General features: G+C 67.8%; 11 protein-coding genes and 1 riboswitch. Of the genes, 3 read left to right on the top strand and 8 right to left on the bottom strand.

What is annotated here, in order from left to right; genetic code table 11:
- Window positions 1–41: 41 nt before the first annotated feature.
- Both BV908_RS09460 and hemH read right to left on the bottom strand, forming a co-directional pair.
- Window positions 42–2,495, bottom strand: coding sequence for an ATP-binding protein (locus BV908_RS09460; RefSeq protein ID WP_103737972.1), 2,454 nt, complete (start codon window positions 2,493–2,495; stop codon window positions 42–44).
- Entirely contained in the window at window positions 2,492–3,550 is a 1,059-nt protein-coding gene (gene hemH, locus BV908_RS09455) for a ferrochelatase (protein ID WP_103737971.1), read from the bottom strand. The genes BV908_RS09460 and hemH overlap by 4 nt, the downstream gene beginning before the upstream one ends.
- Before the next feature lie 39 nt (window positions 3,551–3,589).
- Between hemH and BV908_RS09450 the strand changes: the two genes are divergently transcribed.
- Window positions 3,590–4,282: an HAD-IA family hydrolase gene (locus tag BV908_RS09450; RefSeq protein ID WP_047351404.1), complete on the top strand. Its 693-nt coding sequence runs from the start codon at window positions 3,590–3,592 to the stop codon at window positions 4,280–4,282.
- A 12-nt stretch (window positions 4,283–4,294) separates the two neighbouring features.
- Here the strand turns inward: BV908_RS09450 and BV908_RS09445 are convergent, their stop codons facing one another.
- The 3 genes from BV908_RS09445 to BV908_RS09435 all read right to left on the bottom strand — a co-directional run bounded on the left by BV908_RS09445 (window position 4,295) and on the right by BV908_RS09435 (window position 9,515).
- Entirely contained in the window at window positions 4,295–7,033 is a 2,739-nt protein-coding gene (locus BV908_RS09445; protein WP_103737970.1) for a cation-transporting P-type ATPase, read from the bottom strand.
- 347 nt (window positions 7,034–7,380) lie between these two features.
- Window positions 7,381–8,202, bottom strand: coding sequence for an alpha/beta hydrolase (locus tag BV908_RS09440; protein ID WP_103737969.1), 822 nt, complete (start codon window positions 8,200–8,202; stop codon window positions 7,381–7,383).
- Window positions 8,202–9,515 (bottom strand): O-acetylhomoserine aminocarboxypropyltransferase, encoded by a 1,314-nt coding sequence (locus tag BV908_RS09435; protein ID WP_103737968.1) that lies wholly within the window; start codon window positions 9,513–9,515, stop codon window positions 8,202–8,204. Before BV908_RS09435 ends, BV908_RS09440 begins: the two co-directional genes overlap by 1 nt.
- Window positions 9,516–9,613: 98 nt before the next feature.
- Between BV908_RS09435 and BV908_RS09430 the strand changes: the two genes are divergently transcribed.
- The gene (locus BV908_RS09430; protein WP_047351400.1) at window positions 9,614–10,069 is read left to right on the top strand and encodes a CBS domain-containing protein; all 456 of its coding nucleotides are present in this window, start codon (window positions 9,614–9,616) and stop codon (window positions 10,067–10,069) included.
- A gap of 93 nt (window positions 10,070–10,162) precedes the next feature.
- Window positions 10,163–11,263, top strand: a complete 1,101-nt coding sequence (aroC, locus tag BV908_RS09425) for a chorismate synthase (RefSeq protein WP_103737967.1) — start codon at window positions 10,163–10,165, stop codon at window positions 11,261–11,263.
- A gap of 76 nt (window positions 11,264–11,339) precedes the next feature.
- On the opposite strand, the gene nrdR is transcribed toward aroC, so the two are convergent.
- The 3 genes from nrdR to BV908_RS09410 all read right to left on the bottom strand — a co-directional run bounded on the left by nrdR (window position 11,340) and on the right by BV908_RS09410 (window position 14,123).
- A complete protein-coding gene (gene nrdR, locus BV908_RS09420) occupies window positions 11,340–11,789 on the bottom strand; it encodes a transcriptional regulator NrdR (RefSeq protein WP_011804930.1) in 450 nt (149 codons plus the stop codon).
- A gap of 12 nt (window positions 11,790–11,801) precedes the next feature.
- A complete protein-coding gene (glyA, locus tag BV908_RS09415) occupies window positions 11,802–13,046 on the bottom strand; it encodes a serine hydroxymethyltransferase (RefSeq protein WP_011804931.1) in 1,245 nt (414 codons plus the stop codon).
- A 34-nt stretch (window positions 13,047–13,080) separates the two neighbouring features.
- A riboswitch (ZMP/ZTP riboswitch) is annotated at window positions 13,081–13,240 on the bottom strand.
- A 43-nt stretch (window positions 13,241–13,283) separates the two neighbouring features.
- On the bottom strand, window positions 13,284–14,123 hold the full coding sequence (locus BV908_RS09410) for a lytic transglycosylase domain-containing protein (RefSeq protein WP_011804932.1): 840 nt from the start codon (window positions 14,121–14,123) through the stop codon (window positions 13,284–13,286).
- Window positions 14,124–14,131 lie beyond the last annotated feature (8 nt).

Raw genomic sequence — 14,131 nt, 5'->3', positions numbered from 1 at the left:
TGGATAAGCCAGGCCCGGCCCACCGCGGCGCCGGGCGGTTTTCAAAGGCTGCCGCCGAGCCTGCGCGGGACGCGCCGCCGCCCCAGCGCCATGGCCTGCCATGCGCGGCGGTAGGCCAGCAGCGTACTTTCGGCGCGCGCCCGCACGCTGCCTTCCCACGGCTCGCCGGGGGTGAGGCCCGCGTGCGTGCCAGTGAGCAGCGCAATGCCCTCGCTGACGTGCTGCGCCGTATAGACGTGAAAGCGCCCCGCCGCTACCGCATCCACCACGGCCGGCGAGAGCATCAGGTGGCGCTGGTTGCGTGCCGGAATCAGCACGCCCTGCGTGCCGGTCAGGCCCGCGTGCGCGCACACGCGGAACCAGCCCTCGATCTTCTCGTTCAGCCCGCCCACGGGCAGCACCTCACCGTGCTGGTTGAGCGCGCCGGTGACCGCGATGTCCTGGCGCAGCGGCAGGCCCGACAGCGACGACAGCAGGGCATACAACTCGGCGCAGGAGGCCGAGTCGCCCTCAATGCCGCTGTACTCCTGCTCCAGCACGATGGACGCGTTGAGCGCCAGCGGCGCCAGGTGTCCGAACAGCGCGCTGAAATAACTGTGCAGGATGAGCACGCCCTTGTCGTGGATCGGGCCGGACAGCTCGACCTCGCGCTCGATGTTGACCAGGCCTTCTTGGCCCGCATGCGTGCGCGCGGTGATGCGCACCGGAAAGCCGAAGCGGTAGTCGCCCAGGTCGATCTGCGTGAGCGCATTCAACTGGCCGACGCGCGTGCCGTCCAGCGTGATGAGCAACTCGCCCTCGGCAATCGATTCGTGCAATGCCTCCTCGGGGGCGTTGTGGCGCTGGCGCTTGGCGATCAGCGCGGCTTCCACGTCGGCCGCATCGGTCAGCGCCGCGCCGCGTGCCCGCGCCTGGGCCGCGCTTTCGAGCAGCAGGGCTTCCAGCAGGGAAAAGCGCGCGCTCTGGCGCGACTGGTCGTCGGCCTCGCGGTGGGTGAATTCCAGCAGGCGGGCCACGGCCGCGGCGCTGCAGTGCGGCAGGCCGCGGCGGGCGCACGCGCGTGCGATGAACACGGCGCTGGCGTAATGCGTCTGGGCGCTGGCGGTGAAGCGCTCGGCAAAGTCCACCTTCACGCGAAAGCGCTGCGCCAGGTCTTCGTCGCCCTCCTGCAGCACGTAATACTCGACGGCGGTGCCGATCAGCACGAGCTTGACGTCCACATCCACGCCCTCGGGCTGCAGCGCCACTGTCGGCCCACCACCGCCATGGCTGGCGGCGGTGTCCTCGACCGCCAGGCGGCTGCAGCGCAGGAAGCGGCGCAGCCGCTCCCACAGCGGCGTATCGCCCAGCAGGTCGCGCAGGAACAGCATCAGGTAGCCGCCGTGCGCACGCAGCAGGCCGCCGGCGTGGATGCTGGAGAAATCGGCATACGGCGCGTCTTCCCCGGATTCGTACTGGATGTGGCCGAACAGGTTGCGCAGCTGCGGGTTGTCTTCGACCACCACTGGCGCGCCCTTTAGGGACGCGTTGTCCACCGCCAGGTTCACCTGGCACAGCGCCAGCAGGTTGGCCAGTTGGTCGCGGCGTTCCTCTTCCTGCGGATCGTCGGGCTGCTCGCCTTCGTGAGGCACGAAGAGCTCAAGGTCGTCGAGCACCTCGCGCTGCACCTGGTCGAGCCAGCGTCCCAGCTTGACCGCGTCCTTGATCTGCTTGCGCAGGCCCTGGCGGATGTCGTCCAGACCGTGCGTCACCAGCGGGCCGGCGCTCTGGCGCAGAAGCTGCGCCAGCGCATCGTCGCGCGCGCGCTCCAGCGGGCGGGTCTGTTCCAGGAAGCGCACGATCTCCGCACGCAGCTCCTGCTCGGCCAACTCGATGGCGGCGCGCTCGGGTGCGCCCAGCGCTGCGCCATCGGCCTCCGTCAGCGGCTCGCCGCCCGGGCCCAGCAGGGTGAACACCATCTGCCCCTGTTCACGCGACAGGCGAAACCGCCGTGCACGCGCGAAGTCGGCCAACTGGCTGAAGGCGCGCGCCTCGTCGCTCTGGTAGCGCTTGTGGATGCGCTCGCGCTCGTTCTTCACGTCCGGCGCAGCCAGGCGCTTGGGGATCTCCGCCTCCAGCTGGCGGCTCCAGCTCGCCATCTGGTCGCGCAGCTGGCGCCCCTGGCCCGCGGGCAGGCGCAGGGCGCGTGGACGTTCGGGTGCGTCAAAGTCGTGCAGAAAGCACAGGTCCGGCGGCACGGGCCGGCTGGCGGCCGCTTCGTCCATGGCCTGGCGCATCAGGGAGGCACGGCCGCTGCCGACCTCGCCCAGCACGAACAGGTGGTAGTCGGGCTGCTGCATGGTCAGCCCGAACCGGGCCGCATCGAACGCGCGCTGCTGGCCGATCCACGGCAGGGGCTCGGCCAGCAGCGCGCGCGTGTCGTCAAAGCCCAGGCTCTCGGGGCGGATGCTCAGGCGCAGCTGGCCGGGTGCGAGTGCCGTGCAGGGCGCGCTCATGGCTGGCTCCAGCCCGCCAGGTGCTGTTGTGCGATGCGGCTCAAGGCGGTGATCCAGGCGGGGTTGTCGTTCAGGCAGGGGATGTAGCGGAAGTCCTGGCCGCCTGCGTGCAGGAAGGCCTCGCGTGCCTCCTGGTTGATCTCCTCCAGCGTTTCCAGGCAGTCACTGGTGAAGCCTGGGCACATCACGTCCACGCGGCGCGTGCCGCCCTGTGCCAGCGCCACCAGCGAGGGTTCGGTGTAGGGCTCCAGCCAGCGGGCCTTGCCAAAGCGCGACTGGAAGGTCAGCAGGTACCGGTCTTCGCCCAGCCCCAGCGCCTGCGCGAGCAGCCGGGCCGTGGTGCGGCATTGCTCCGCGTAGGGGTCGCCCAATCGCACATTGCGTTCGGGAATGCCGTGAAAGCTCATCACCAGCTTGTCCGCCGGGCCGCCCTCGCGCTGCCAGTGCGCGCGCACCGACTGGGCCAGCGCGGCAATGTAGTCCGGGTGGTCGTGGTAGTCGTTCACGAAGCGCAGCTCGGGAAAGCAACGCGAGCGGCGCACCCACGCGGCCACGTCGTCGAACACGCTGGCGGTGGTCGTGGCCGAGTACTGCGGGTACAGCGGCAGCACCAGCGCGCGGCGCACGCCGGCGTCCTGCAGCACCTGCAGTTGCGCACCAACGGCCGGCTGACCGTAGCGCATGGCGGGCAGTACCCGCACCGGCTGGCCGGCCTCGCCCAGCCAGCCGCGCAGCATCACCGCCTGCTTGGCCGTCCATACGGCGAGCGGGGAGCCTTCTTCCGTCCAGATGCTGGCGTACTTGGCGGCCGACTTGGCCGGCCGCGTGCGCAGGATGATCCCGTACAGCAGAGGCAGCCACAGCGCCCGCGGAATTTCCACCACCCGCGGGTCGCCCAGGAACTGCGCCAGATAGCGGCGCAGCGCCGGTGCGGTGGGGGCGTCTGGCGTGCCCAGGTTGCACAGCAGAATGGCGGTGCTTTCGCGTGCTGCGGCGGTCTGGATCGAAGAGGCTGAGGCCGTCTGGGCGGCATGGTGAGAAGGCGAGGCGGGCATGCGGTGATTGTGGCAAATGCCGGGCGGTATGCTCGGGCCATGCTCGATATTTCCCGCATCCGCGCCATCACTCTTGACCTGGATGACACCCTATGGCCTATCTGGCCCACCATTGCGCGGGCTGAGAAGGTGCTGATCGAGTGGCTGCTCACGGTAGCGCCCGGCGCCTCGGCGCTGCTGGCGTCGCCCGATACGTCCCGCATGCTCCGTGCGCAGGTGGCGTCCGCCCATGCGCACCTGTCGCACGACCTGACGGTGCTGCGCCGCGAGACCATCCGCGCAGCGCTGCGCCAGGCGGGCGAGGACGAGTCGCTCACGGACCAGGGGTTCGACGTGTTCTTCGCCGAGCGCCAGCGGGTGGAGCTGTTCGACGATGCGATAGCGGCGCTGGAATTCCTCTCGGCGCGCCACCCAGTGGTGGCGCTGTCCAATGGCAATGCGGACCTGCAGGCCATCGGCATCGGACAGTACTTTCGCGCCAGCATCAGCGCCCGCGAGTTCGGTATTGCCAAGCCCGACCCCCGCATCTTCCATGAGGCGGCGCGGGTGCTGGACCTGCCGCCGGCGGCCGTGCTGCACATAGGCGACGATGCCACGCTGGATGCGCATGGCGCGCTGGGCGCCGGCATGCAGGCGGCCTGGCTCAATCGGGGCGATGCGGCGTGGCCGCACGCGGTGGCGCCCCCTGCCACCGTGCGCGACCTGGCCGCGCTGTGCCGTCTGCTGGGGTAGGCGTGGTCCGTGTCAGCGATGGGCGCGGCGTGCGCGCCAGCGCCGCAGAGCCGCCTTCTCCAGTTCGGCCAGCGTGAAGACGGCCAGCCCGGCCAGCAGGACGCGCGACCATTCCTGCACAGACAGGTCCGTGGAGCCGAACACGGCCTGCATCCAGGGCAGGTGCACGAAGCCCAGTTGCAGCAGCGCACAGAGGGCGATGGTCAGCGGCACCTTGGGATTGCCCAGCAGGCCCTCGCGCGACAGCACGCTGCGCTCGATGTGCCGGCTGTTGAGCAGGTAGAACATCTCCATCACTACCACCGCGCTGACAGCCATGGTGCGCGCGGTTTCGATCGCAGCGCCGTTGGACAGCTCCCACAGGAACAGCCCGAGCGAAGCCGCCGCCATGCAAACCGCCACCATGAGCACACGCCACGTGAACAGGCCGGACAGCAGCTTTTCCTGCGGTGGCCGGGGAGGGCGGCGCATGACGTCGTCCTCCGCAGGCTCGAATGCCAGCGCCACGCCCAGCGTGCTGGACGTGACCAGATTGATCCACAGCACCTGCGCCGCGGTGAGCGGCAGCAGCAGGCCGAATGCGATGGCGGCAAACACGATCAGCGCCTCGCCCCCATTGGTGGGCAGCATGAACAAGATGAATTTGCGCACGTTGTCGTAGATGCCCCGGCCCTCGCGCACCGCGTGGCCCAGCGTGGCGAAGTTGTCGTCGGTCAGCACCATGGCGGCCGCGTCCTTGGCGGCCTCGGTACCGTTCCTGCCCATGGCGACTCCCACGTCGGCGCGCTTGAGTGCGGGCGCGTCGTTCACGCCGTCGCCCGTCATGGCCACGACTTCTCCGCGGGACTGCAGGGCTTGCACCAGGCGCAGCTTGTGTTCGGGACTGGCACGGGCGAACACGTCCACGCTGGCCACCACGTCGCGCAAGGCGGCGTCGTCCAGGAGCTCGATCTCGGCGCCCGTGAGTGCGGGGCGGCCCAGGCCGATGCCCAGCTGCGCGCCAATCGCACGTGCGGTTTCGCCGTGGTCGCCGGTGATCATCTTCACGCGTACGCCCGCGGCCTGGCATTCGGCCACCGCGGCCACGGCCTCTGGGCGCGGCGGGTCCATGCTGCCCAGCAGCCCGAGCAGCGTGAAGCCGCCCTCCATGTCGGCGAACTGCAGCGCGTGCTGCTGCGCCGGCACGCGCTTGATGGCGATCGCCAGCACGCGCAGCGCCCGTGCCGCGCAGTCGTTGGCTGCGCGGCGCCAGTAGTCGTGCTGCAGCGGGGCATCGGTGCCCGCGCCATCGGCGGGCCACTGGCGCTGTGCGTTGCACATGTCCAGCACACGCTCGGGCGCTCCTTTCACCAGGATCACCGCATGCCCCGCGTGGTCGTGGTGCAGTGTGGCCATGAAGCGGTGCTCGGACTCGAACGGTATGGCGTCGATGCGCGGCTGGCGCGCATGCAGCGCCGTGGCGTCCAGGCCCGCCTTGAGCGCCAGGGTGACGAGCGCGCCCTCCGTCGGGTCGCCCGTCAGGCTCCAGCCCTGGGGACCGTCGTGCAGCGTGGCGTCGTTGCACAGCAGCGCCACCTGGGCCACGGACTGCAGGGCAGGGTGTTCTTGCGCAGTGATGGGCACGCCACCGATGAGGAAGCCCCCCTGCGGCGCATAGCCGCTGCCGGTCACCTCTATGACATGGTCGGCGGTCACCACGCGCTGCACGGTCATCTCGTTGCAAGTGAGGGTGCCGGTCTTGTCGGAGCAAATCACCGTGACAGCCCCCAGCGTTTCCACCGCCGGCAGGTGGCGGATGATGGCGTTGTGCTGCGCCATGCGCCGCACGCCCATGGCCAGGGTGATGGTCATGATGGCGGGCAGCCCCTCGGGGATGGCCGAGGCCGCCAGCGCCACGGCCATCATGAACATGTCCGCGGGTGCCTGAGCGCGCCAGAGCACGCCGATGGCGAACGTGGCGAGCACGAACAGCCCGATGGCCAGCGCCAGCCAGCGGCTGAACTGCGCGATCTGCCGCAGCAGCGGCGTGGTGCTCGCCTGCACCTGGGCCAATAGCGTGCTGATGCGCCCCAATTCACTGTTCGTGCCCGTGGCCACCACGGTGCCCAAAGCGGTGCCCGCGGCCACCAGCGTGCCGGAGTAGAGCATGCTGCGGCGGTCGCCCAAAGCGGCGTCGGCTGCCACGGTGGCTTCGTGCTTGTCGCAGGGCACGGACTCGCCCGTCAGCACGGCCTCGTCGGCGCGCAGGCTGCGGGCCGTGAGGATGCGCAGGTCCGCGGGCACCTTGTCGCCGGACGCGAGGATGACGATGTCGCCCGGCACGAGCTGGTCGGCGGCCACCAGTTGGCGCTCCCCCCCGCGCAGCACCGTGGCCTGGTGCGAGAGCATGTGGCGTATCGCGTCCAGCGCCGACTCGGCCTTGCCCTCCTGCAAGAAACCGATGATCGCGTTGACGATCACGGCCCCCAATAGCACCCCGGTGTCGATCCAGTGCGCCAGTGCCGCGGTGACCGCTGCGGCAGCGAGCATCACGTAGATCAGCACATTGTGGAACTGCTGCAGCAGGCGCAGCCAGGCCGGGCGACGCGGCGGAGCGGGTAGGCGGTTAGGGCCGAAGCGTGCCAGGCGCCGCGCCACCTCGGCATGCGCCAGGCCGTGGCGGGCGTCGGATTGCAGCCGTTGCAGCGCTTCGCTACCGGAAAGCGCATGCCACGGGGTGTCGCGGGCATCGGTGGATGGGGGCAGGTGCATGCAGGGCGGGCGCCGGGCGACGCGACTGGTCGAGTGGACTCAGTCTAGGTCCGCAGACGCAGACCGTGCCAATGTCCCAGTGCCAGGCCGGGGAAAGTGGCCACTATTGGCCTTCGATTGCTATTTAAATAATAGCTGACTGCGCTTGCCGCTTGGTCGTTTGATGCTGTTTTTGATATGCATCACGCGGCGGGTAAATGGTCGCCGCAGGCAAGCAGGGGCCAGTGCTTTGCATGTGGCAGGGGAAGTCACATCCCCCTCTGCCGAGGCGGCGGCGCCCATCATCCATCGGGCAGGGGAGCGCTGCAGGGGATGCCCTGCACCGCCGGCCCTGCCGTGCAACGATCTCAGGCGGAGATGCGTCTTGCCAGGAAGTCGCGGATGGCGAACAGCGTTGCGTCCGGTGCTTCGGTCATCTGGTGGTGGCCCACCGGCAGATGGACGATCTGCACGTCCTTGCCCGCGGATCGCGCGGCCTGGATCAACCCCTGCGCGGCCTTGGGCGTGGTCATTTGGTCTTGCGTGCCCAAGACGAACAGCACGGGGCACTGCACTGCTGCGATGGCCTGTTCGCCGTGGGCGTAGCTGTCGCAGGCCACGAAGCCGCGGTGGAACACATTGACCTGCGGGTTGCTGCGCATCACCTTGCGGCCTAGCGCCATGCCCGCGCCGTACACCCAGAAGCCCGCGCCTGAGGGGGGCGCGAGGGTGCTGCGCGAGAACACGTTGACCATGCGCAGCGCCTGCTCGGGGTCGGTCTGGGATGCCTCGATGAGCGCGGGCGACACCTTCATCGGGTAGGCCGTACCGACCAGCACCAGATGGCTCACGCGCCCGCCCAGGCGTGCGGCGGCCTCCAGCGCGATCAACGAGCCCCAGCTATGGCCCACCAGCGCGGCGCGCTGGATGGACAGTGCGTCGAGCAGGGCGCCCACGAAGTCGGCCGCCTGCTCCACGCTCGCAGGGGCATCGCCCGCGCTTTTGCTGTGGCCGGGCAGGTCGACGGCCAGCACGTTCCAGCCATGGTTGGCCATGTAGCGGCTTTGCAGCGCCCAGACGCTGTGGTCGTTGAGCACGCCGTGGATGAACACCACGGTGGGCTTAGCGGCATCGAAGGGCTTGCCGCCGGTGTAGCAGTAGGTCTGTGCGCCGTTGACTTGCACGTACATCACGCACCCGCCTTTCCCGCTTGCTTCTCCGCAGCCTTGAGTGCCCGCTTGAGGTCGTCGATCAGGTCGTCGGCATCTTCCAGCCCGATCGACAGGCGGATCGTGCCCTGGCTGATGCCACCCGCGGCGAGCGCTTCGTCGCTCATGCGGAAGTGCGTGGTGGAGGCGGGGTGGATCACCAGGCTGCGGCAGTCACCCACATTGGCCAGGTGGCTGAAGAGCTTGAGCGTCTCGATGAACGTCTTGCCCTGCTCGCGGTTGCCCTTGAGGTCGAAGCTGAACACCGAGCCCGCGCCGCGCGGCAGCAGGCGCTGCGCGAGCTGGTGGCTGGGGTGGGACTCGAGCAGCGGGTGGCCCACGCGCTCGACGAACGGGTGGCTGGCCAGGAACTGCACCACCTTCTCGGTATTGCGCATATGGCGTTCCATGCGCAGCGGTAGGGTTTCGATGCCCTGCAGGATCAGCCAGGCGGTGTGCGGGCTCATGCAGGCGCCGAAGTCGCGCAGGCCCTCGCGGCGAGCGCGCAGCAGGAAGGCGCCCACGGTGCTCTCCTCGGTGAACACCATGTTGTGAAAGCCGTCGTAGGGCTGGGTCAGCTCGGGGAAGCGGCCGGAGCCTTCCCAGTCGAAGCTACCGCCATCGACCACGATGCCGCCGATCACCGTGCCATGGCCTGAGAGGAACTTGGTGGCCGAGTGGTACACCAGGTCCGCGCCATGCTCGAAGGGCTTGATGAGCCACGGCGAGGTGAGGGTGGAGTCCACCAGCAGGGGCACGCCAGCTTCATGCGCAATGTCCGCGACCGTGGGGATGTCCAACACCTCCAGCCCGGGGTTGCCTACGGTTTCGCCAAAGAACAGCTTGGTGTTGGGGCGGATGGCGGCGCGCCAGCCGTCGATGTCGCCGGGCTTCACGAAGGTGGTGTCAATGCCGAAGCGGCGCAGCGTGTAGTGCAGCAGGTTCTGGCTGCCGCCATACAGCGCCGTGCTGGCCACGATGTGGCTGCCTGCGCCCATCAATGTGGCAATCGCCAGGTGCAGCGCGGCCTGCCCGCTGGCCACGGCAATCGCCCCCACGCCGCCCTCCAGCGCTGCCACGCGCTGCTCCAGCACCGCGTTGGTGGGGTTGCTCAGGCGGCTGTACACATGGCCCGGGCGCTCCAGGTTGAACAGGGCCGCCGCATGGTCGCTCGACTCGAAGACGAACGAGGTGCTCAGGTGGATCGGCACGGCGCGCGCACCTGTGGCGGGGTCCGGCTGCGCGCCGGCGTGCAGGGCCAGCGTGTCGAAGCCGGGGTCGGAATATCCGGGCATTCATGTCTCCAAAGTGGTGAATTTGTGCGCCATTGTGGGCTATATTTATTCGCTATCGGGCTGCATGCAGCGCCTGCAGAACCCTTCGGAGACTCCCCATGAAAGTCAGCGACATCCTGCGCCTCAAAGGCAACACCCTCTACACCGTGCATCCCGACGAGCCGCTGGCCCGCGCCGTGGATGCCATGGCCGAGAAGGACATCGGCTCGCTGGTCGTGATGGAGCATGGCGACCTGGTGGGCATGCTCACCTTCCGCGAGGTGATCCAGGCGCTGACGAAAAATGGTGGCGGCGTGGGCACCATGCTGGTGCGTACCGCCATGGACGACGCGCCGCTGACCTGCACGCTGGAGACCGACATGGACGAGGTGCGCCGCATGATGCTGGGCCGCCACGCGCGCTACATGCCCGTGATGGACAAGCGCATGCTGATGGGCGTGGTCAGCTTCTACGACGTGGCCAAGGCCGTGGTGGACAGCCAGAATTTCGAGAACAAGCTGCTCAAGGCCTACATCCGCGACTGGCCGCAGGAAGAATCGCGGCCGGCCAACTGATTTGGTGATCAAAATAGCTGCCAGCGCTTGTCAATCAAGCGCTGGCAGCTATTTTTTTGGTAGTAACAGTGGCTCGGGGATAATCGCACTCCTATGAGCGGCAACACACTCGGTACCCTTTTTTGCGTCACCAACTTTGGTGAATCCCATGGCCCCGCCATCGGCTGCGTGATCGACGGCTGCCCGCCCGGCATGGAACTGTCCGAGGCCGACATTCAGGCCGACCTGGACCGCCGCCGCCCCGGCACCAGCCGCCATGTGACGCAGCGCAACGAGCCGGATGCGGTGGAAATCCTCTCGGGCGTATATGAGGGCAAGACCACCGGCACGCCCATCGCGCTGCTGATCCGCAACACCGACCAGCGCAGCAAGGACTACGGCAACATCGCGCAGAGCTTCCGCCCGGGGCATGCCGACTATGCCTACTGGCACAAGTACGGCCTGCGCGACCCGCGCGGTGGCGGCCGCTCGTCTGCGCGCCTCACGGCACCCACCGTGGCCGCCGGCGCGGTGGCCAAGAAATGGCTGGCCGAGAAATACGGCACCCGCTTTCGTGCCTGCATGACCCAACTGGGCGAGCTGCCCATCCCGTTCGAGAGCTGGGAGCATGTGCCGCACAACCCCTTCTTCGCGCCGGTGGCCGACGTGCAGGCCTACGAGGACTACATGGACGCGCTGCGCAAGTCCGGCGACTCCTGCGGCGCGCGCATTCGTGTGCAAGCTACCGGTGTGCCCGTGGGGCTGGGCGAGCCGCTGTACGACAAGCTGGACGCCGACATCGCCCATGTGATGATGGGCCTGAACGCCGTGAAGGGTGTGGAGATTGGCGCCGGCTTTGCCAGCGTGGCCCAGCGTGGCACCACGCACGGCGATTCGCTCACGCCCACGGGCTTCGCCAGCAACAACGCGGGTGGCGTGCTGGGCGGCATCAGCACCGGGCAGGACCTCGAGGTGTCGCTGGCCATCAAGCCCACCAGTTCCATCATCAGCCCGCGCGAGTCCATCGACATCCACGGCCAGAGTACCGAGGTGATCACGAAGGGGCGCCACGACCCCTGCGTGGGCATCCGCGCCGCGCCGATCGCCGAGGCGTTGCTTGCATTGGTCATCATGGACCATGCGCTGCGCCACCGTGCGCAATGCGGCGACGTGGTGCAGGCCGTGGCTCCGATTCCGGCAGTCCGCCTGGGGTGATGGTCAAAAACGGCTGTAGCGCCCGCCCAGTGGGCGCTGCCAGCTATCAATAGAAGAGCAATGGGAGAGCTGCGGCTTACTTGCGGACTTCGTCCACCAGCGCGCGGAACTCGTCGATGTCCTCGAAGCTGCGGTAAACGCTGGCGTAGCGCACATAGGCCACCTTGTCGAGCTTCTTCAGCTCGCGCATGACCAGCTCGCCGATGCGGCTGGACAGAATCTCGCGCTGCCCCAGGTTGAGCAGCTTTTCCTCGATGCGCTCGATGGCCGAGTCGATCTGCACTGTGCTCACCGGTCGCTTGCGCAGCGCCAGCTTGAACGATCCCAGCAGTTTCTCGCGGTCGTATTCGACGCGGCGGCCGTCCTTCTTGACGACCGTGGGGAAGTTGACTTCCGGTCGTTCGTAGGTTGTGAAGCGCTTGTCGCAGGCGCCGCACTGGCGCCTGCGGCGGATGAAGTCCCCGTCCTCGGAGACGCGGGTCTCGACGACCTGGGTCTCCTGATGGCTGCAAAAGGGGCACTTCATCGCGGCGGTCGATCAGCGATAGACCGGGAAGCGGCTGGTCAGCGCGTGCACCTTGGCGCGCACGGCTTCCAGGTTCGCCTCGTCATGCGGATTGTCCAGCACGTCGGCCACCAGGTTGGCCGTGAGGCGCGTTTCCTCTTCCTTGAAACCCCGTGTCGTGATGGCGGGCGTGCCCACGCGAATGCCGCTGGTGACCATCGGCTTTTCGGGATCGTTGGGGATCGCGTTCTTGTTGATCGTGATATGGGCCTTGCCCAGGGCTGCCTCGGCCTCCTTGCCGGTGATGCCCTTGGCGCGAAGGTCCACCAGCATCACGTGGCTTTCGGTGCGACCGCTCACGATGCGCAGTCCGCGCTGGATCAGCGTTTCCGCGAACACCTTGGCGTTCTTGGTCACCTGCTGCTGATACTGCTTGAACTCGGGCGACAGGGCTTCCTTGAAGGCCACGGCCTTGGCGGCGATGACGTGCTCCAGCGGGCCGCCCTGCAGGCCGGGGAAGATGGCGCTGTTGATGGCCTTCTCGTGCTCGGCCTTCATCAGAATGATGCCGCCGCGTGGGCCGCGCAGGCTCTTGTGCGTGGTGGAGGTCACCACGTCCGCAAACGGCACCGGGTTGGGGTACTCGCCCGCGACGACCAGACCGGCATAGTGGGCAATGTCCACCCAGAAGATGGCGCCGACTTCCTTGGCGATCTTCGCGAAGCGCTCGAAGTCGATGCGCAGGGCGTAGGCGGAGGCGCCGGCGATGATCAGCTTGGGCTTGTGCTCGCGGGCCTTGGCTTCCAGCGCGTCGTAGTCGATCTCTTCCTTGTCGTTCAGTCCGTAGGAGACTACGTTGAACCACTTGCCGCTCATGTTCAGCGGCATGCCGTGCGTGAGGTGGCCGCCCTCGGCCAGGCTCATGCCCAGAATGGTGTCGCCGGGCTTCAGGAAGGCCATCAGCACAGCCTGGTTGGCCTGCGAACCCGAGTTGGGCTGCACATTGGCCGCTTCGGCGCCGAAGAGTTGCTTGATGCGGTCGATGGCCAACTGCTCGATCACGTCCACGTTCTCGCAGCCGCCGTAGTAGCGCTTGCCAGGGTAGCCTTCGGCGTACTTGTTGGTGAGCTGCGAGCCCTGAGCGGCCATCACGGCGGGCGAGGCGTAGTTCTCGCTGGCGATCAGCTCAATGTGTTCTTCCTGGCGGCGGTCTTCGGCCTGGATGGCGGCCCACACCTCGGGATCGGTTTGTTCGACAAGAATATTGCGTTGGTACATGGCAGTCCGATGAACTAAGTGTCCCTTGGCAATCAAGGGCTGCCCAGGCGAACGACGGATCGCTGCGGGGCTGGTGCCTGCCGCGCGGCACGCTCCCCAGTGGTTTGCAGAAAAACGCTGTTTCCTGCCGGTGTCCACGTCAGCGGCGGTGCCCCGGGGGACGTCCGCGCCTATCGCCAGTTGCGTGCCCTGCTAGTGTAGCTGAGCACGCCCTTCATCAATGCCAGAGTAGGCTCTTCAGAGGCCGCTCAGCAGGGCCACCTTCTCGCCAGTGGCAGGGGTTGCAGGTGCGGCTTCCGGTGTGGCAGGAGCCTTGGTGGACAGGAGAGGTGGATTCACGGGGCCGGCGGGAGAAACGCCCGTGCGACCATTGGCGACCTGGCGCAGCCGGAAATGCTCCGCCAGTACCTTGGCGGCGTAGCCCCCGTCGTCGGGCAGGTTGGCTGCGCCGACGTAGTAACGCAGTCCGCCTTCCAGCGAGCCGGCGCGCGCGATGCACTCCTGCAGCACCTTCACGCCCACGCGCAGGTTGGCCACGGGATCGAATGCCGCCAGGTGCCCACCAAAGCCTTCGTACTTGTCGGTATGCACGCGCGTCATCACCTGCATCAATCCTTGCGCACCTACCGGGCTTTGTGCAAACGGGTTGAAGCTCGATTCCACGGCCATGACGGCCAGGATCAAGGTGGGATCCAGCTTGGTCCGCGCGCCGATTTCATACGCCTCGGTGACCAGTGCCGCCAGCGGTTCGGGCGCCACGCGGTACTTCTTGCTGAGCCAGTAGGCCACGGCAGCCTGTTCCCGCGGCAACTCCTTGGGGTTGAGCGCTACTGCCCGCTCGCTTGCGGCAGGCTCCATAGGGAAGCCCACTACGGCTTCCTGGCGGGCCTGCAGCCAGCCCATGAGTTCTTCTTCTCCTGCCTGGCGCAGGTCCGGGCGTGCCGTAAGTGTGATCACGCCAAAGACGACGCCCAGCCCGAGCAGGGCGAAGCCGCTGTGTGTCACTTCCAGAAAACCGTTGATCACATCGCCCGCAAACGTGCGGACGCCGGCAATCACATTTCCTGACGCTGTCATAGCTTTCC

It is taken from the genome of Diaphorobacter sp. LR2014-1 (assembly GCF_002916785.1).
GTDB classification, from domain to species: domain Bacteria; phylum Pseudomonadota; class Gammaproteobacteria; order Burkholderiales; family Burkholderiaceae_C; genus Diaphorobacter; species Diaphorobacter nitroreducens.
The sequence above is the reverse complement of the archived record's forward strand: the minus strand, read 5'-3'. Positions and strand labels throughout refer to the sequence as shown.